The sequence below is a fragment of the Arthrobacter sp. NPDC058192 genome (assembly GCF_042883665.1).
Lineage (GTDB): Bacteria > Actinomycetota > Actinomycetes > Actinomycetales > Micrococcaceae > Arthrobacter.
In genome coordinates this window covers 119,894-137,153 of record NZ_JBHVVJ010000007.1, presented here as the reverse complement: position 1 = coordinate 137,153, position 17,260 = coordinate 119,894, and the positions used below count along the sequence as shown (strand labels likewise).

The 17,260-nt window shown below is 64.6% G+C and carries 14 protein-coding genes, 2 tRNA genes and 1 pseudogene; 11 read left to right on the top strand and 6 right to left on the bottom strand.

Translation table 11 applies throughout. From position 1 onward, the window contains the following. Nucleotides 1-263: 263 nt before the first annotated feature. From gyrB to ACFVVK_RS09320, 6 genes are all read left to right on the top strand, one after another. Entirely contained in the window at nt 264-2,345 is a 2,082-nt protein-coding gene (gyrB, locus tag ACFVVK_RS09345) for a DNA topoisomerase (ATP-hydrolyzing) subunit B (RefSeq protein ID WP_390266141.1), read from the top strand. A 59-nt stretch (nt 2,346-2,404) separates the two neighbouring features. Next, on the top strand, nt 2,405-5,152 hold the full coding sequence (gyrA, locus tag ACFVVK_RS09340) for a DNA gyrase subunit A (protein WP_390266140.1): 2,748 nt from the start codon (nt 2,405-2,407) through the stop codon (nt 5,150-5,152). After that, a complete protein-coding gene (locus ACFVVK_RS09335; protein ID WP_390266139.1) occupies nt 5,149-5,760 on the top strand; it encodes a DUF3566 domain-containing protein in 612 nt (203 codons plus the stop codon). The genes gyrA and ACFVVK_RS09335 overlap by 4 nt, the downstream gene beginning before the upstream one ends. A 97-nt stretch (nt 5,761-5,857) precedes the next feature. Next, nucleotides 5,858-5,931, top strand: a tRNA-Ile gene (locus ACFVVK_RS09330). A gap of 62 nt (nt 5,932-5,993) precedes the next feature. Next, nucleotides 5,994-6,116 (top strand): DLW-39 family protein, encoded by a 123-nt coding sequence (locus ACFVVK_RS09325; RefSeq protein WP_371261721.1) that lies wholly within the window; start codon nt 5,994-5,996, stop codon nt 6,114-6,116. A 72-nt stretch (nt 6,117-6,188) separates the two neighbouring features. Further along, nucleotides 6,189-6,264 (top strand) — tRNA-Ala (locus tag ACFVVK_RS09320). 59 nt (nt 6,265-6,323) lie between these two features. Here ACFVVK_RS09320 and ACFVVK_RS09315 read toward each other — a convergent pair. Further along, nucleotides 6,324-6,692: a cupin domain-containing protein gene (locus ACFVVK_RS09315; protein WP_390266138.1), complete on the bottom strand. Its 369-nt coding sequence runs from the start codon at nt 6,690-6,692 to the stop codon at nt 6,324-6,326. 118 nt (nt 6,693-6,810) lie between these two features. On the opposite strand from ACFVVK_RS09315, the gene ACFVVK_RS09310 reads away from it, so the two are divergent. Continuing rightward, nucleotides 6,811-7,755 carry a DMT family transporter gene (locus ACFVVK_RS09310; RefSeq protein ID WP_390266137.1) on the top strand — a complete coding sequence of 315 codons (945 nt, stop codon included), beginning with the start codon at nt 6,811-6,813 and terminating at the stop codon, nt 7,753-7,755. On the opposite strand, the gene ACFVVK_RS09305 is transcribed toward ACFVVK_RS09310, so the two are convergent. Beyond that, nucleotides 7,752-8,645 carry a glycosyltransferase gene (locus tag ACFVVK_RS09305; RefSeq protein WP_390266136.1) on the bottom strand — a complete coding sequence of 298 codons (894 nt, stop codon included), beginning with the start codon at nt 8,643-8,645 and terminating at the stop codon, nt 7,752-7,754. The genes ACFVVK_RS09310 and ACFVVK_RS09305 overlap by 4 nt on opposite strands. A 219-nt stretch (nt 8,646-8,864) precedes the next feature. Beyond that, a complete protein-coding gene (locus ACFVVK_RS09300) occupies nt 8,865-9,839 on the bottom strand; it encodes a hypothetical protein (protein WP_390266135.1) in 975 nt (324 codons plus the stop codon). Between the two features lie 154 nt (nt 9,840-9,993). Between ACFVVK_RS09300 and ACFVVK_RS09295 the strand changes: the two genes are divergently transcribed. Together ACFVVK_RS09295 and ACFVVK_RS09290 are read left to right on the top strand one after the other, a co-directional pair. Continuing rightward, nucleotides 9,994-10,539: a peptidylprolyl isomerase gene (locus tag ACFVVK_RS09295; protein WP_390266134.1), complete on the top strand. Its 546-nt coding sequence runs from the start codon at nt 9,994-9,996 to the stop codon at nt 10,537-10,539. Nucleotides 10,540-10,548: 9 nt separating this feature from the next. Continuing rightward, entirely contained in the window at nt 10,549-11,418 is an 870-nt protein-coding gene (locus ACFVVK_RS09290) for a rhomboid family intramembrane serine protease (protein WP_390266133.1), read from the top strand. Between the two features lie 1,005 nt (nt 11,419-12,423). Here ACFVVK_RS09290 and ACFVVK_RS09285 read toward each other — a convergent pair. Next, complete coding sequence (locus tag ACFVVK_RS09285) at nt 12,424-13,026, bottom strand: DNA-3-methyladenine glycosylase I (RefSeq protein WP_390266132.1); 603 nt, start codon at nt 13,024-13,026, stop codon at nt 12,424-12,426. Nucleotides 13,027-13,187: 161 nt separating this feature from the next. After that, entirely contained in the window at nt 13,188-13,442 is a 255-nt protein-coding gene (locus ACFVVK_RS09280; protein WP_390266131.1) for a cell division protein CrgA, read from the bottom strand. 184 nt (nt 13,443-13,626) lie between these two features. On the opposite strand from ACFVVK_RS09280, the pseudogene ACFVVK_RS09275 reads away from it, so the two are divergent. Together ACFVVK_RS09275 and ACFVVK_RS09270 are read left to right on the top strand one after the other, a co-directional pair. Further along, nucleotides 13,627-14,434: pseudogene (locus tag ACFVVK_RS09275) on the top strand (class E sortase). Nucleotides 14,435-14,604: 170 nt separating this feature from the next. After that, the gene (locus ACFVVK_RS09270; RefSeq protein ID WP_390266130.1) at nt 14,605-15,246 is read left to right on the top strand and encodes an anthranilate synthase component II; all 642 of its coding nucleotides are present in this window, start codon (nt 14,605-14,607) and stop codon (nt 15,244-15,246) included. 31 nt (nt 15,247-15,277) lie between these two features. Here the strand turns inward: ACFVVK_RS09270 and pknB are convergent, their stop codons facing one another. Next, nucleotides 15,278-17,257, bottom strand: coding sequence for a Stk1 family PASTA domain-containing Ser/Thr kinase (pknB, locus tag ACFVVK_RS09265; RefSeq protein WP_390266129.1), 1,980 nt, complete (start codon nt 17,255-17,257; stop codon nt 15,278-15,280). Nucleotides 17,258-17,260: the final 3 nt, after the last annotated feature.

Here is a 17,260-nt window from a genome sequence, read left to right as displayed (position 1 = left end):
CCTCTCAGGGGGTACTTTCCTGTCCGTTCGGCGCGCTGGAATGCGGGTTTGGGCCCTATAGCACGATAGAATCGTGGTAGATAACTGGGCGCCGGTGAAACGTTGACTGAGTCCGTTTCCGATGCTGTATCAGCGTGCGGCGGACGGATCCTCAAGTCGGCGGAGCACCGCGCGTCGTCAGTGACGTGCCTGTAGGCAGGAGTCCTTTCCACGGTAGAGGCAAGGGCCGGCCTCCAATGAACATAGAGGAGTCGAAAGCGTCTGTGGCTAACGACAATGCAGAGATCCCGGTAATGGAAGACGTCGTGGAAGCGGCGGCTGAAACCTCCGGCACCGCGACAACGCGCGAATACGGTGCCAGCGACATTACGGTCCTTGAAGGTCTCGAAGCGGTCCGGAAACGTCCGGGCATGTACATCGGTTCCACCGGTCCCCGGGGCCTGCACCACCTCGTCTACGAAGTGGTGGACAACTCGGTTGATGAGGCACTGGCCGGCTACTGCACCCACATCGAGATCGTGCTGCAGGCCGACGGCGGCGTCAAAGTGGTGGACGACGGCCGCGGCATCCCGGTCGACATGCACCCCACCGAGCACAAGCCCACGGTGGAAGTTGTCATGACCATCCTGCACGCCGGCGGCAAATTCGGCGGTGGTGGCTATGCGGTCTCCGGCGGCCTTCACGGGGTGGGCATCTCGGTGGTCAACGCGCTGTCGAGCCGGGTCAACACCGAAGTCCGCCGGCAGGGCCACGTGTGGCGGATGTCCTTCGCCGACGGCGGCAAGCCGCAGGGCGAGCTGGTCAAGGGCGAGGAGACCTCCGAGACCGGAACCACGCAGACCTTCTACCCGGACGCCAGCATCTTCGAGACCACGGAGTTCGACTTCGAGACGCTGCGCGCACGCTTCCAGCAGATGGCATTCCTGAACAAGGGACTGCGGATCACGCTGACCGACGAACGCCAGGCTCCGGAGGAGCCGGCCGAGGACGCCGACCTGGATCTGGACGCGGTCGCCACCGAGGGCGAAGTCCCGGCCGAATTCCACACCGTGGTGTACCAGTACGACAACGGCCTGCTGGACTACGTCAAGCATCTGAACTCCGGCAAAAAGGTTGATGTGGTCCACGAGGACGTCATCGCCTTCGAGACCGAGGACACGGAACGGCACATCGCCCTGGAAATGGCCATGCAGTGGACCAACGCGTATTCCGAGAGTGTCCACACCTACGCCAACACCATCAACACCCATGAGGGCGGCACCCACGAAGAGGGTTTCCGCGCCGCGATGACGTCGCTCATCAACCGCTACGCGCGGGAGAAAAGCATCATCAAGGAAAAGGATGACAACCTCACCGGCGATGACATCCGCGAAGGCCTGACGGCGGTCATTTCCGTGAAGCTGTCGGAGCCTCAGTTCGAGGGCCAGACCAAGACCAAGCTCGGCAACTCCGAGGTCAAAGGCTTTGTCCAGCGCGTAGTCACCGACGGCCTGGGCGACTGGCTTGAGCGCAACCCCGGCCCGGCACGTGACGTGATCCGCAAAGCCATTTCCGCGGCCCAAGCCCGTATGGCGGCCCGGAAAGCCCGCGACAACGCTCGCCGCAAGAGCCCGCTTGAGTCCTTCGGGATGCCCGGTAAGCTCTCGGACTGCTCGTCGAAGAACCCGGAGAACTGCGAGGTCTACATTGTGGAGGGCGACTCGGCCGGCGGGTCCGCCAAGCGTGGCCGCAACCCCGAGACCCAGGCAATCCTGCCGCTCCGGGGCAAGATCCTGAATGTGGAACGTGCCCGCCTGGACAAGGCGCTCGGCAACACCGAGGTCCAGTCCATGATCACCGCCTTCGGCACCGGCATTGGCGAGGACTTCGACCTCGCCAAGCTGCGCTACCACAAGATCGTGCTCATGGCCGATGCCGACGTCGACGGCCAGCACATCACCACCCTGCTGATGACACTGCTGTTCCGCTACATGCGCCCGCTGATCGAAAACGGCTATGTCTACCTCGCGCAGCCGCCGCTGTACCGGATCAAGTGGTCCAACGCACCCCACGACTATGTCTACAGCGACCGGGAGCGCGACGCGAAGCTGCTCTCCGGCCAGGCCGCCGGCCGCCGTATCCCCAAGGACAACGGAATCCAGCGCTACAAGGGTCTCGGCGAGATGGACTACACGGAGCTGTGGGACACCACCATGGACCCCGAGCACCGGACCCTGCTGCAAGTAACGATGGACGACGCCCTAGCAGCAGACCAGATCTTCTCCGTCCTGATGGGCGAGGACGTGGAATCGCGCCGGAACTTCATTCAGCAGAACGCCAAGGACGTCCGGTTCCTGGATATCTAGCGGCCCCCAGCCCCTGATATGCCCGGACTGATATATACCTGAAACGGAAAATACAGACTATGAGTGACGAAACACCCGAGGTCCCTGCCGGTCCGGCGGGCTCCGAGCCGGTCCTTGACGACGCCATCCTCGAGGGCGACGTCCTGACTGACCGTGTCGAGCAGGTGGACCTGCAGACCGAAATGCAGCGCTCCTACCTTGACTACGCCATGGCGGTCATCGTGGGCCGCGCCCTGCCCGATGTCCGTGACGGCCTGAAGCCGGTCCACCGCCGCGTGCTGTACGCGATGTTCGACGGCGGCTACCGCCCTGAGCGCTCTTTCAACAAGTGCGCACGCGTGGTGGGCGAGGTCATGGGGCAGTACCACCCGCACGGCGACACCGCGATCTACGATGCCCTGGTCCGTCTCATCCAGGACTGGACCATGCGCTACCCGCTGGCCCTTGGCCAGGGCAACTTCGGCTCGCCCGGCAACGACGGCGCGGCCGCCCCCCGGTACACGGAAACCAAAATGGCACCGCTGGCCATGGAGATGGTCCGGGATATCGATGAGGAAACCGTCGACTTCCAGGACAACTACGACGGCAAGAACCAGGAACCGACCATCCTGCCTGCCCGTTTCCCCAACCTGCTGGTCAACGGCTCCTCGGGCATCGCCGTCGGCATGGCCACCAACATCCCGCCGCACAACCTCCGCGAAGTGGCCGACGGCGTCCAGTGGTACCTCCAGAACCCGACCGCCAGCCGGGAGGAACTGCTCGAAGAACTCCTCCTGCGCATCAAGGGGCCGGATTTCCCCACCGGTGCCACAATCCTCGGCCACAAGGGCATTGAGGATGCTTACCGCACCGGCCGCGGTTCCATCACCATGCGCGCCGTCGTCAGCGTCGAGGAGCTCCAGGGCCGCACCTGCCTGGTGGTCACTGAACTGCCGTACCAGGCCAACCCGGACAACCTGGCCATCAAGATTGCCGAACTGGTCAGGGACGGCAAGATCTCCGGCATCGCCGACCTCCGCGATGAGACCTCCGGCCGCACCGGCCAGCGCCTGGTGATCGTGCTCAAGCGCGACGCGGTGGCCAAGGTGGTGCTGAACAACCTCTACAAGCACACCCAGCTGCAGGACAACTTCGCCGCCAACATGCTCGCCATCGTTGACGGCGTGCCGCGCACGCTCAGCCTGGATGCGTTCATCCGCCACTGGGTCACCCACCAGATGGACGTCATCGCCCGCCGCACGCGCTACCGCCTGCGCAAGGCCGAGGAGGAAGCGCACATCCTGCGCGCCCTGCTCAAGGCCCTCGACGCCCTCGACGAGGTCATCGCGCTGATCCGTGCGTCCAGCACCACCGAGGCCGCACGTGACGGCCTGATGGAACTGCTGGACATCGACGAGCTGCAGGCCAGGGCCATCCTGGACATGCAGCTGCGCCGGCTCGCCGCGCTGGAACGCCAGCGGATCCAGGAGAAGCACGCGGAACTCGAGGCCCTGATCACCGAGTACAACGCGATCCTGGCCTCCGAAGAGCGCCAGCGCGAAATCATCAGCACCGAACTGGCCGACATCGTGGCCAAGCACGGTGACGACCGCCGCACCAAGGTGCTCATGGGCTTCGACGGCGACATGTCCATCGAAGACCTGATCCCCGAAGAGGAAATGGTGGTCACCATTACCCGCGGCGGGTACGTCAAGCGCACCCGCAGCGACAACTACCGTTCCCAGCAGCGCGGCGGCAAGGGCATCAAGGGTGCCCAGCTGCGCGGGGACGACGTCGTGGAGCACTTCTTCGTCACCACCACGCACCACTGGCTGCTCTTCTTCACCAACCTCGGGCGCGTGTACCGCGCCAAGGCCTACGAGCTGGCCGAAGCCGGACGCGATGCCAAGGGCCAGCACGTGGCCAACCTGCTCGCCTTCCAGCCGGATGAGCACATCGCCCAGGTGCTGGACCTGCGGGACTACCAGGTCGCGCCGTATCTGGTGCTCGCCACCAAGCGCGGACTGGTCAAGAAGACCCGCCTGGAGGACTACGACACCAACCGGTCCGCCGGCGTGATCGCCATCAACCTGCGCGACGGCGACGAACTCGTCTCGGCCCAACTGGTTTCCGAAACCGATGACCTCATGCTGGTCTCCCGCAAGGGTCAGTCTGTCCGCTTCACGGCGACCGATGACGCGCTGCGCCCGATGGGCCGCGCCACATCCGGGGTCACCGGTATGAAGTTCCGGGAGGACGACGAGCTGCTCGCAGCTGACGTCGTCAAGGACGGATCCTTCGTGTTCATCGTCACCGAAGGCGGCTTCGCCAAGCGCACCGAGGTAGAGGAATACCGGCTCCAGGGCCGCGGCGGCCTCGGCATCAAGGTCGGCAAGTACCAGGAAGAACGCGGGCATCTGGTGGGCGCGCTCATTGTCCAGGAAGAGGATGAAGTCCTCGTGGTGATGGAGGGCGGCAAGGTGGTCCGTTCTTCGGTCAGCGGAGTTCCGGCCAAGGGCCGCGACACCATGGGCGTGATCTTTGCCAAACCGGACAAGAACGACCGCATCATCGCCGTGGCCCGCAATAGCGAACGCGGGCTGGAAAGCGAGGAGCCCGCCGAAGGTGACGGCGCCGTCGAAGGGACAGCCGAAGGTGAACGCGAGGACACTCAAACTCCGGCTTCTTCGCCGGATGACGTAACGTTGGCTGGAGATGGCGGATTGCACATGGAGTCCGCAACGGCAGAATCAGTACCGGCCCCGGAGTCAGATGAGTCATCAGGCCATACCGAGCTGGACGAAGACAACACCGGAGGTAACGAGTGAGTAATTCCGACTCATATCCCAAGCCGAGCAGCGGCGCAGCGGGCGGGGTGCGGCAGCCCGCCACCGCCCCGCGGGTAGGAGCTCCTACGCGTCCGCAGCAGCGACCAGGGATGTCCGGTGCAGCCACTGGCGCCGGACAGCGTCCGCCGGCCCCCAGCCAGCGCCCGGCGGTGCCCGGCCAGCGTCCCGCCGCGTCTGGCGGCCAGGCTGCCAGCGGCTTGGTCAAGCCCGCTCCCAAGGCCAAGGTCCGCCGGGCTAAGCTGCTGGTCAGCAAGGTTGACCCTTGGTCTGTGCTCAAAATGGCATTTCTGCTCTCGGTGGCCCTGGGCATCGTCACCGTGGTGGCGGCAATCGTGCTTTGGACCGTCCTGGATCTGACCGGGATTTTTGATCAGGTGGACAGCCTGCTCGGGACACTTGCGGGGTCCGAAAGCGGCGGCTTCGAATTGAAGAAGGTGGCATCCCTGGGGCAGGTGGCGTCCTTCGCCACCATCATCGCCGTGATCAACGTAGTGCTGCTGACCGCCCTCTCCATGCTATCCGCGGTGCTGTACAACATCGCCGCGACTCTTGTCGGCGGCATCGGCGTGACCCTCACGGACGACTAAAGCCCGTATTTTCCGCGGAATCCCGCGGGAAATAGCCTCGATTTGAGATCGGGCCGGGATGTGCTGTAAAGTCATATCTCGGCCCGATGAGGCATCGGGGCGTATAGCTCAGGCGGTTAGAGCGCTTCGCTGATAACGAAGAGGTCCCAGGTTCAAGTCCTGGTACGCCCACGGAACCTGTACCGGTTCTGGCAGAGATTAGTGAAGGTTCAGGTTTGCTGGACCGGAACGGGGTGCGCGTGAAGAAGTTGCTGGTTATCGCAGCTACAGTCGCAGGCGTGCTGCTCTACCGGAAAGTGCAGGAATCCGAAGCCCGGAAGGAAGTCTGGAGCAACTCAACCGATACGGTTGATTAGCCTGGAGCCTTGGGATGGAAGCCGGAAATCGGCTCTCCGGAACTAAGGTATGATTGTCGGGTTGCTTCTTATGGGGGCATGGCGCAATTGGTAGCGCACCTGCTTTGCAAGCAGGGGGTTCGGGGTTCGAGTCCCCGTGCCTCCACCATAGGAAAAGCCCCGGACCGCGGAAACGCGGTCCGGGGCTTTTTTGCATGCCTCTCTGGTTCACTCCTTGGGCTTGGCGTAGTCCGCCATCCCCTGCCAGTCGATGAACACATAGGGCTCGTCGCCGATTACCCAAGCATCGTGTCCGGGCGGGATGATGCCGAAGTCGCCCGGCCCGAACTCGGCCTCTTCGCCGTCGTCCATGACCACCTTAATCCGCCCGGAAATGGTGTAGCCCACGTGGGCAGCCATGCAGCTGTCAGTCTGGACAATCGGCTTGACGTGCTGGGACCACTTCCAGCCCGGCAGGAACGTTGCACGTCCTACTGCGCCCGCGTCAAGATTGACGAGTTCCAGCTGACCGGTCCCCTCCGTGAAGGGGCGCGTTTCCTCAGGATCATCGAAACTCTTGCGGATCATTGAAGCCATGTTGGTCTCCTTCGTCTCTGATGGCGAGACCGCGATTTAAGACTGGCACCGCCGTATGTGGCGGTCAAGGACCGCCGGAGTACCTAGGCCGCCCGCCCTTCCCCACTAGTGTTGGAGGGTGAACTTCTTACTTGCCGCCGTAGGGGTGCTGGGTGTGGCCTCGTCCGGGCCGCTGATCGCCGCCACGCTGGGCGCCACGTCGGTCGGCGCCCTGGCCATCGCCTTCTGGCGCAACGCGATTGCGGCCGTCGTCATGGCCGGTCCCGTGGTGGTCCGCAGCCCTCGTCAGTTCGGCAGGGTGACTGGAGCCGAGTTTCGCTGGTCGCTGGCTGCCGCCGTGGCCCTGGCGCTGCACTTCGCGTGCTTCATCACGTCCCTGCAGCTGACTTCGGTTGCGGCGGCCACGGCACTCGTATGCCTGCAGTCAGCGTGGATCGCCGTCTTCCAGCTCTTCCGGGGCGTCAGGCACCCGTGGCCGGTCCTGGTAGGCCTCGGCATCGCGTTCGGCGGCGTCGTGACCATCACCGGCTTCGATATGGGCGCCTCGTCCGAGGCACTCTTGGGTGATCTCCTGGCCGTGGCCGGCGGCGCCCTGGCAGGCATCTACACGCTCGCCGGCGGCAGGGCACGGCAGAGCATGAGCACCGGGGTGTACACGGCACTCTGCTATGGGATGTGCGCCGCCATCGTGGCCGGGCTCGCGCTGCTTGTCGGAGTACCCCTGGGAGGGTTCGACGCCGCCGGCTGGCTTGGAATTATCGCCATCACTGTGTGCGCCCAACTCGTGGGCCACACCGCGTTCAACTACCTGCTGGCGACCATGAGCCCGCTGCTCGTGTCCATGATTATCCTGCTGGAAATCCCCGGGGCGGCCCTCCTGGCTGCCGCGTTCCTCGGTGAGACGCTGCCGGCCGGGACCTATGCCGGACTGGCGATGATCCTGGTGGGGCTCGCCGTCGTCGTCCTGGGCCAGCGCCGGGTGCGCTCGCTCCGGGCTAGCGGGGAGGGATCCGGTGCGAAGGGACCGGATGCAGATCGGCTTGCGGACCTCGGCACCGACTAGGTCGGCTTGCCAGCCGCGTACTGCCCGCCGCGGCGGACGGGCTGGGGGGCGTTCACGGTGTGGATGGCCCGGAGCAACTTGGCGGGGAAATAGACCGAGAAAAACACCACCATGGGCGCCTTCAGCGCGATCTTCTTGACGTTGTGCGCTTTGTACGTGCGGTCAAAGCGGGTCACATAGTAGCGGTAGTCCCTGGGCGAGTCCTCGAGCCGCCGGGCGGACATGCCCGAGATCATCTGCGGCCAGTACTGGATCCGGAGATCGTGGTCGGCCAGATGCAGCGAGAGGTCGATGTCCTCGTGCATTTCGTCCCGTTCGTCCCGGCAGGTTTCCGCGCGGATGGTTTCCCAGGCTGAGCGGCGAAGGGCCATGTTGGAGCCGAACAGGAAGTGGTACTGATGCTTGGCGAGCTTGAGCATCAGTTGGCGCATTCTGTCGTCCGCCTTGAGCCCGAACCGGCGCATGGGCATGTCGTAGTAGACCACCGGGCCCGTCGCAGCGTGGATTGACTGGTCCACGAACGCGTTCTGGACCTGCTCCACCCAGTCCGGCTCCAGCACAGAGTCAGCGTCGATCCGCCCGATGATATCGCCGGTGGCAGAGTCCAGACCGAAATTGCGCGTGGGGATGAGCCCCTGAACGAGGTCCTGGCTGAGCAGGATGATGCGGCTCTCCGGATACTCCTGCTGCATTTGGCGCACGATCTCCACCGTGCGGTCCGTGGACATGTTGTCCACCACGATGATTTCGTCTGCGGGCACCGACTGGTAGACCGCGGCAATGAGGCACTGCCGGATGACGCTTTCCTCGTTGTACGCAGGGACCACAATGGACACGGCCGGCGGCAAAGCACTCAGCAAAGCTTCCTGGGGTGATCCATGGGGTGACATCCCCACAAACTTAGCATCTAGAGCGCCGTCCAATACGGGGCCGCAGCCCCGGCCACGCACGCGGCGCGAACGGTACGGCGTCGGCTCCGCTAAACAAAGGGAGGGATCCCGCACGGTGGCGGAATCCCTCCCTCGGAGAGTTGCGGAGAACTTACGGGTTGCCGGACGGCGGCTGGAGCTGACCGGTTCGGCCTTCTCGACCGGCCGGTGCCGGCGGCGTTACTGTTCCGGTTTGTCCGTGCCGTTCTTCATGTTGGACGCGATGTTACGGACGGCAGTCTGGGCGTCGGTGGCAACGTTGTTGGCGGTTTCCGCCGTCGTGTCGGCGGCGTCCTTGGCCGCATCCGCCGTTTTGTCGGCTGCGTCAGCCGTGGATTCGGCTGCCTTCGCCGTCCCAGCAGTTGCAAAGTCCTCCGCACCAGCTCCAGCGGCGCCCGCCTTGTCAGCAGCATCCGCGAATATCTCGGTGACAGTGGGGGTTGACACGGGGGCAGGCTTTACCGGCGTCGGAACCTTCCAAGGGTCTTCCACCGGCTTGGAAGCCTTCCAGGCGGCGACGCCGGCGGCGGCTGCGGCAGCGAGGACACCCAAGATCAGCAGGCCGCGGTGCTTGGGTTTCTGCTGCTCCCGCTTGCCGAGCTTGACGCTCGCCGTCTTGCCGGCATCGGCGGCGGCCGCCTTGATGTTCTTCCCGGCTGCCTGGGCCTGTGTCTGGACATTGTGGACCAAGCCGGAATCAATCAGCTTCTGCGCGAGGGCGTCCACGTGGACCGGAGCGCTCTCCAGCGTGCGGTGGACGGCCTCTGACGCCTGCCCGATCCCGGTGGAAAGCCGGGGAAGGTACTCGACCACGACCAGATCGCGGGCGTTGGCGATCACCGGTGCTGCCTTGTCCACGGCGACGTGCAGGCGCGGAGTGGCACCTTCGGCGGCGTCGTTGATCCTGGGTGCAAGCTGGGCCAGGCTCTCCTGAAGGCGGGGAGTGACGACGGCGACGCCGCCGGCCAGGCTTTGGGCTGCGGTCTTGAGCCCTTCCTGAAGTTTGGGAGAGGCGGTATCCAGCCCGTGCTGGAGGCGGGGAACAGCCCAATTCACTGCCGCTTCGACCCGCGGGGCCGCCCATTCCCTGGCGGTGTCTACTCCGCTGCTGACTGACTGCTCCAGGTCCCGGGCAATACGATCCGATTTCTTCACAACTACCTCCCGATTAATGTGACGGTCTGCAGTTAGCCTACGTGTCTAGGAACGCACCGGCTATTCTTCAGCCGGATTTCTAGTGGATTTCACCCAGCGCGGAACTGACGGTGCGGCCCTATGCGCGCTGGCACGGCATGGAAGAATAGGCGCTATGACTGCCAACACAACCGCAAAAGCCACCATCCACACGAGCCTCGGCGACATCGTCGTCAACCTCTTTGGAAACCACGCGCCGAAGACCGTCGACAACTTCGTCGGTCTGGCCACTGGCGAAAAGGCCTGGAAGCACCCGGAAACGGGAGAGGACAAGACGGGCACGCCCCTCTATGACGGCACCATCTTCCACCGCATCATCAAGGACTTCATGATCCAGGCCGGCGATCCCCTGGGCCGCGGCACCGGCGGACCGGGCTACAAGTTCGACGACGAAATCCACCCGGAGCTGACCTTCAACGAGCCGTACAAGCTGGCCATGGCCAACGCCGGTATCCAGATGGGCCGCGGCACCAACGGTTCGCAGTTCTTCATCACCACCATCCCCACGGGGTGGCTGCAGGGCAAGCACAGCATCTTTGGTGAGGTCGCTGACGAGGATTCCAAAAAGGTCGTTGACGCGATCGAGGGCGTCCGCACCGGCATGGGCGACCGTCCCGTCGAGGACGTCACCATCAACAGCATTGATATCGAAAAGCTCTAACCCCACACCATGAGCTACGGAACTCCGGCGGCCGAGCCGTCCGCGGACGTCCCGGTGTGCCCCAGGCACCCGGACCGGCCCGCCTACGTGCGCTGCCAGCGGTGCGGGCGCCCTGCGTGCCCCGACTGCCAGCGGGCGGCCGCCGTCGGATTCCAATGCGTCGACTGTGTCAACGAGACCAAACGCACGACGCCGAACGTCCGGACCGTCTACGGCGGTGCCGTCACTGCCGGCAAACCGGTGGCCACTTACGTCATCATCGGGCTATGTGCCCTTGTCTACGGGCTGCAGTGGATTGTCCCCAACGACGGAATCTACCAGCAGCTGGCGTACGCCCCGGCCTTGACGGACGTCGAGCCGTGGCGGATGCTGACCTCGGCCTTCCTCCACTCGCAGGGATTCCTGCTCCACATTGTCCTGAACATGTACACGTTGTGGATTTTCGGCCAGATCCTCGAACCCCTGCTGGGCCACACCCGCTTCCTGGCCGTCTACCTGCTCTCCGCCATTGGCGGCTCGGCCGGATTCCTTCTTTTAACCCCGGTCTATCCGGCCAACGGTCCTGTGGGGCTCGTCGGAGCCTCCGGTGCCATCTTTGGCCTGTTCGGTGCCTTGTTGGTGGTCCAGCGGCAACGCGGTGGCGATATCCGCCAGCTCCTGGTCCTGATCGCCATCAACGGCGTGGTCGGCTTCATGGTCCCCCAAATCGCGTGGCAGGCCCATCTTGGCGGCCTCATCACGGGCGCGCTGAGCGCCGCCGTCATCGCCTACACGCCCCGCGGCCCGCGGCAGGCCCTAGTGCAGGCCGTGGGACTGGCCGCGGTCCTGGCCCTGGTGATCATCGTGTCCGTCTTCCGGATGGTCAGCGCCGGCGCCTAGCCCCCTCCTGCTGCTGTTTCCCCGCAGCCGCCCTTTAGGTGCGGCTCTTCCCGCCTTCCTGCGCACCTTCGGCAACCCCCGCTGCACGAGTTCAGTTCCGTCCGGGGGCACATCGACACGAAAACACCGCCTGCGGGCCGCATATAGCGGTTTCTTGCCCTGAAAGCCGCCCCGGACGGCGCAGCCCTCTGCACGCCGCCAGGCTTTCGGAAGCTCCCGCAGCACCACAGCAGCGCGGCAAGTGGATGTTTTCCACAGGGGTTATCCACATTGTTAATAACTTACATCGGTGTAGTTCAATGATGGTTCCCCGGTTTGGCCGCCCCAGCTGGCGAATTTCCCTGGTTTTCGCGAAACCGAACGCTCGATCTCCACAGCTGTGGATAACTCCTGCCAGTCGCATTGTGCGTAAGTGGACAACACTCAGCCGCAGTTAAATTGCCTGAAATCCCGTCGAGGCTGCCTCTTCCGCCCGGCCTGCTGGGAAAACCCGACGCTCTTCAACGCGTTTCAACAGGGTTATGCACAAGTGTTAATAACTTGATGGTCCAAGCAAAGGCGCCCTTTTCCCCGCCGCAGGACGAACCAGCGGACTCGGGCATCTGTTTAATGACGTGTTATCCCCAGCTGTGGATAACGTGTGGGTAGCGTACTGTTAGTAAGTGGATAGTCTGCCCGGGCTGCTCGGAGCGGTTCCAGCGTTCTGTGCCGCGGCGGGCAGGACTCCTCCCGGCCGTCAGGGCCGCCCTATGCCGGAACCGTTTAGCCTGGCTTTTCCACAGCCAATCCACACTGTTAATTACCTCGAGGTCTCTGATTCCCGCTGGAGCGGTGTTGCCAGGATCCGGTTGGGACGCGCTGAAGCCCGTGGGAAACGGAAACGGGGCCCACATGCCCTTCAGTTATGCACACTGTGGATAAGTTTCCCCAGACTTGTGCACAGCTGTGGATAAAGAGGGAGCGCCTGTGCATCGGCTGCCTAGGTGCTGTCGGATTCCGCGGTAGCTAGGCCCAGATACCGGACGATCCGCGCCGGTGGCTGTCCATCAAATGGGTATCCACCATGCCGACCGCTTCCATCAGGGCGAACATCGTAGTGGGCCCGACGAAGGCGAACCCCTTCTTCCGCAAGGCCTTTGAAAGGGCGATCGACTCCGCCGAGGTTGTGGCTATCTGGTCGAGCGCGGTGGGCCGTGGTGTGGCGGCCGGCTGAAACCCCCAGACGAAGTCAACCAGGCCGCCGTCGTCCCTCAACGCCACAGTGGCGCGGGCATTGGTGATGGTCGCCTGGATCTTGAGCCGGTTCCGGACGATGCCTGCGTCCAGCATCAGCCGTTCCACATCCGCATCGGTGAACCTGGCCACCGTGTCCGGCTGAAAGTCCTTGAAGGCAGCGCGGAATGCTGGGCGCTTCCGCAGGATCGTTGCCCAGGAGAGCCCGGCCTGGAACCCCTCGAGGCTGATCCGTTCGTAGAGCCCCTGTTCGTCCCGGACTGGCATGCCCCACTCGGTGTCGTAGTACTCGCGAAGCATTGGGTCCACGGCGGCCCACGCAGGCCTCGCTAGTCCGTCGTCGCCGATAATAGAGCCGCTTACCGCCGGGGTCATCTGGAGTCCTTCTCTTAGGTTTGTGCCGCTCCCAGCATTATCGGTCAAAAGGGCGACGGTCGGCTTTAACGGTGACGGGCCGGCACACACAGTGTGCCGGCCCGTCAGGGGCTTTCGCAGATCACGGGCTCGCACCCGTCACTTCATGCTGTGCGCCGGGATCAGGAACGCCAGCGTGTGGTCATCAGGAAGCCGATGATCGCGATGCCGAACCCTGCGACGATGTTCCATGAGGCCCATGCCTGCACCGGGTAGGCGCCTTCGGTGATGTAGAACGTGATGATCCACAGCAGGCCGACAATCATCAGGCCGAACATGACGGGCTTGAACCAGACCGGGTTGGGCTTGTAGGCCTGCGCAGCAGAAGTCTGCGGGGCTACGCGGGCAGTCCTTTTACGCGGCTTCGACTCGGGCACTGATCCTCCTTGGCGGGCTGGCTCAAGAGCGGCAGCGTTGCTTGGTATCCTGCAGGAATTGAGCCCCTGGCGGCCAACGCGCTCTTGGTCAAGTTTGAATTCTTTTGCTCGCACAATTCTAGCTTGTAGATTCGGCCACACCGTTGAACCGCAACTGCCTTGAGGAGAACCCGCTGTGCCGCAGTTGGAGCAGCAATCCGGCCGGTCCGGCCGCCGCCCGGCATTGCGCCGCCCGGCACTGCTCCGGCGCGGCGTCCAGATCGCCGGCGAGCTGCTATTGACGGCTGGCGTCGTGCTCCTGCTGTTCGTGGCCTGGCAGTTGTGGTGGACGAACGTGGATGCCGACGCCCGGCAGCACGACGTCGTCAGGGACTTTGCGCGAGGGGCGGACGCTTCCGCGGTGGCCGGGTCGCCCGCCGCCGGCGGACCGGAGACCCGCGGATCGGGCGGCGGCGAGGCAGCCGACTCCGGTCCCGCCGCCGTGGCCGCGGAACCGGCGGAAGGCGCGACGATCGGCATCCTGTATGTTCCCCGGTTCGGTGCCGGGTACACACGTCCGATCGTTCAGGGGACCACCGCGGCGCTGCTGGACACTTTGGGCATCGGGCACTACGAGGGCACCGCGATGCCGGGCGGCGTCGGAAACTTTGCCGTGGCGGGCCACCGGCAGACTCACGGCGCCGTCCTGGACAGCATTGACGCACTGGTCCCCGGGGATCGGATCTACGTCCAGACCCGCGAGGGCTACTATGTGTACGTGTTCCAAAACAGCCAGATAGTCCTCCCGTCGCGGACGGATGTGCTGCTGCCGGTGCCGACCAGGCCGGGCGTCGCGCCGACGGAGAGCTACCTCACCATGACTACGTGCAACCCGCGGTTTGGCTCCCCGGGAACGCTTTGTGGCCTACGCCCTGCTGGAGCGGTGGCGGCCTGCTTCAGCGGGCCCGCCGGCCGAGATCGCTCCGCAGGTGGCCCGCACGGCGGAAGGCTGAGGCATGTACAGATGGCTATTCCGCCATCTTCCCGGGCCCTTGTGGCTCAGGATTGCGGCGGCGCTGGCGCTGGCGGCCGGAGCACTGGTATTGATGGTTCAGTTCCTTTTCCCCTGGCTGGCGCAATTCACCCAGTTAACAGATTCAACGATTGGTTCAGCAAGGCATCCATGAGCACAACCAAGATCCTGGTGGTCGACAACTACGACAGCTTCGTCTACACCCTGGTGGGTTATCTGCAGGAACTCGGAGCAGAGACCACTGTGGTCCGCAATGACGACGTCACCCTCGCCGAGGCAATCGACTTGGCCGAGGCGCGCGACGGCGTCCTCATCTCGCCCGGCCCGGGAAATCCGGCCGAGGCCGGCGTCTGCATTGAGCTCATCAAATGGTGCGGCAGCCACGATAAGCCCATGCTCGGCGTGTGTCTGGGCCATCAGGCGCTGGCAGAGGCCTACGGGGGAACCGTGACGCACGCGCCCGAACTGATGCACGGTAAGACGTCACTCGTGGAGCACCACGGTTCCAGCGTGTTTGCCGGCCTCCACTCTCCCCTCACGGCCACCCGCTACCACTCGCTGGCCGCGGTGCGCGAGAGCATCCCGGAGATCCTGGAAATCACCGCGGAAACAGGCACGGGCGTCGTGATGGGCCTGCAGCACCGCAGCGCCCCGCTGTGCGGTGTCCAGTTCCATCCTGAATCCGTCCTCACCGAGGGCGGCTACCAGATGCTGGGCAACTGGCTCGAATCGCTGGGCATGACCGGGGCCGCGGAACGGGCAGCGGACCTGAGTCCTCTCATCAAGCACTGACCCGGGCCATCAAGCGCAGGCCCGGACCGTACTAGGGAAACAGCCCGTCGAGGACGGCGTCCTCCTTGGCCGTTGTCTTCGTGGGGCTGGGCGTCGGTGACGGTGCAGGCGACGGCGGTGGAGGTGGGGCCGGTGCCTTCGCCACTGTCACCGTGATGGTTTTGCCCTGCTCCACGAGTGAATCCGCAGCATCGGCCTGGCCCGTGACCTTGCCCGGAGCCACTTGGGAATTCTCCACTTCGGTAACGTTGAGTTTCAGGCCCTGCGCCGTGAGTTTCGCTTCGGCCTCCGCCACCGGCAGCCCGATCAGTTGCGGTACCGCCACCTTCCCGGTGGAGACGACGATTTCGACGGCGTCCGCTACAGCCACCACCTTGCCCGGGGCCGGGTTGGTGGTGATGACAATGCCAGCCGGGACCGTGGGGTCGTTCGACAACTTGGTGGTGAGGGCGCCGGCCAGTCCCTTTTGGTGCAGGAGATCCCGGGCGGCCGCCTCCGTCCGGCCGGGCAGGTCCGTCGGGATGGTGACAGAACTGGGGCCCTCGGAGATGTTCAGGATGATGTCAGAGTTGGCTACCAGGGAGCTTCCCGCCGTCGGCACGGTGTCAATGGCAGTGCCTTTCGGGATTGTTTCGTGCTGCAACCGTGTGATTTGCGGTTTGAAGCCCGCGTTGTAGAGCCGCTGCAGGGCATCCGATTCCGACATGGACGTCACCGTGGGGACCAGCACCTTGGTCGCCTGCGGCGGGGCCTGGTTCATGAGGTTATAAAGCCACAGGCCGCCGCCTGCCAGCACCAGTAGCGTGAGGACCACCAACGTCGCGATCCAGGTGCGGCGGCGCGACTTCTGCCCTGGCGTTTGTTCGCGCTCGGCCGGCAACGCCAAGGGCAGGCTGCCGGTGTCCGCGGTGCCATAGAGTTCGGTGCCGTCGGGTTCCAGCAGAGCGTCGTCTTCGGACGTTTCGGCGGCTGGCCGCAACCGGCCGCCGGGGGCCTCGTCGAGGAACTTCGCCCCGGTCACCGAGAACGCCGTCGGCGCGGTGGGATCGTATCGGGGAACTTCGTCGGTGGGATCGGTGGGTGCCTCACTGGCGGTCGGCGGGGTCACGGGGATGCCGTTGCGGGCGGCCCGCAGGGCGCGGCGGAAGGCCCCTGCGTCCTGGAAACGGTCCGCGCGGTTCTTCTGCAGGGCCTTCATCAGCACCGTGTCCAGCGCCAGGGAGACCTCAGGGTTGAGGTTGCTGGCAGGATCGGGAATCTCTCGGACGTGCTGGTACGCCACGGAAACCGGGCTGTCGCCGATGAACGGCGGCCGGCCGGTCAGCATTTCATACAGCAGGCAGCCGGCCGAGTAGAGATCGCTCCGCGCATCGACGGCTTCGCCGCGGGCCTGCTCCGGCGACAGATACTGGGCGGTCCCCACCACCGCCTGCGTCTGCGTCATGGTGGCCGCCGAGTCAGCCATGGCGCGGGCGATCCCGAAGTCCATGACTTTGACGCTGTTTGATTCCGGGCAGAACATCACGTTGGCAGGCTTGATGTCGCGGTGCACGATTCCGGCCTTGTGACTGTAATCGAGCGCGGACAGCACGCCCAGGCTGAAGTCGATGGCCTGATCTATGCTGACGTCCTTGGCCCGGATCAGGTCACGGATGGTCTTGCCGGAAACGAACTCCATCACAATGTACGGCACACGTACGCTGTCGTTGTGGTCACCGGGGACCGCGTGGTCCCCGGTGTCAAAGACAGCCACAATCGAGGGATGGTTCAGCGCGGCGACAGCCTGGGCCTCGCGCTTGAACCGCGCCTGGAACTGGGGATCCCGGGCCAGGTCCGGACGAAGCAGCTTGATGGCGACAGTTCGTCCCAGCCGGGTATCGACGCCGCGGAAGACGTCCGCCATGCCGCCGCGGCCGATCAGTTCACCCAGCTCATAGCGTCCACTGAGGACGCGCTGCGTGTTCACCGGGCGGTCCTCTCTGGACGGCGGTGTGAGGGGTGCGTTGTTCATGGT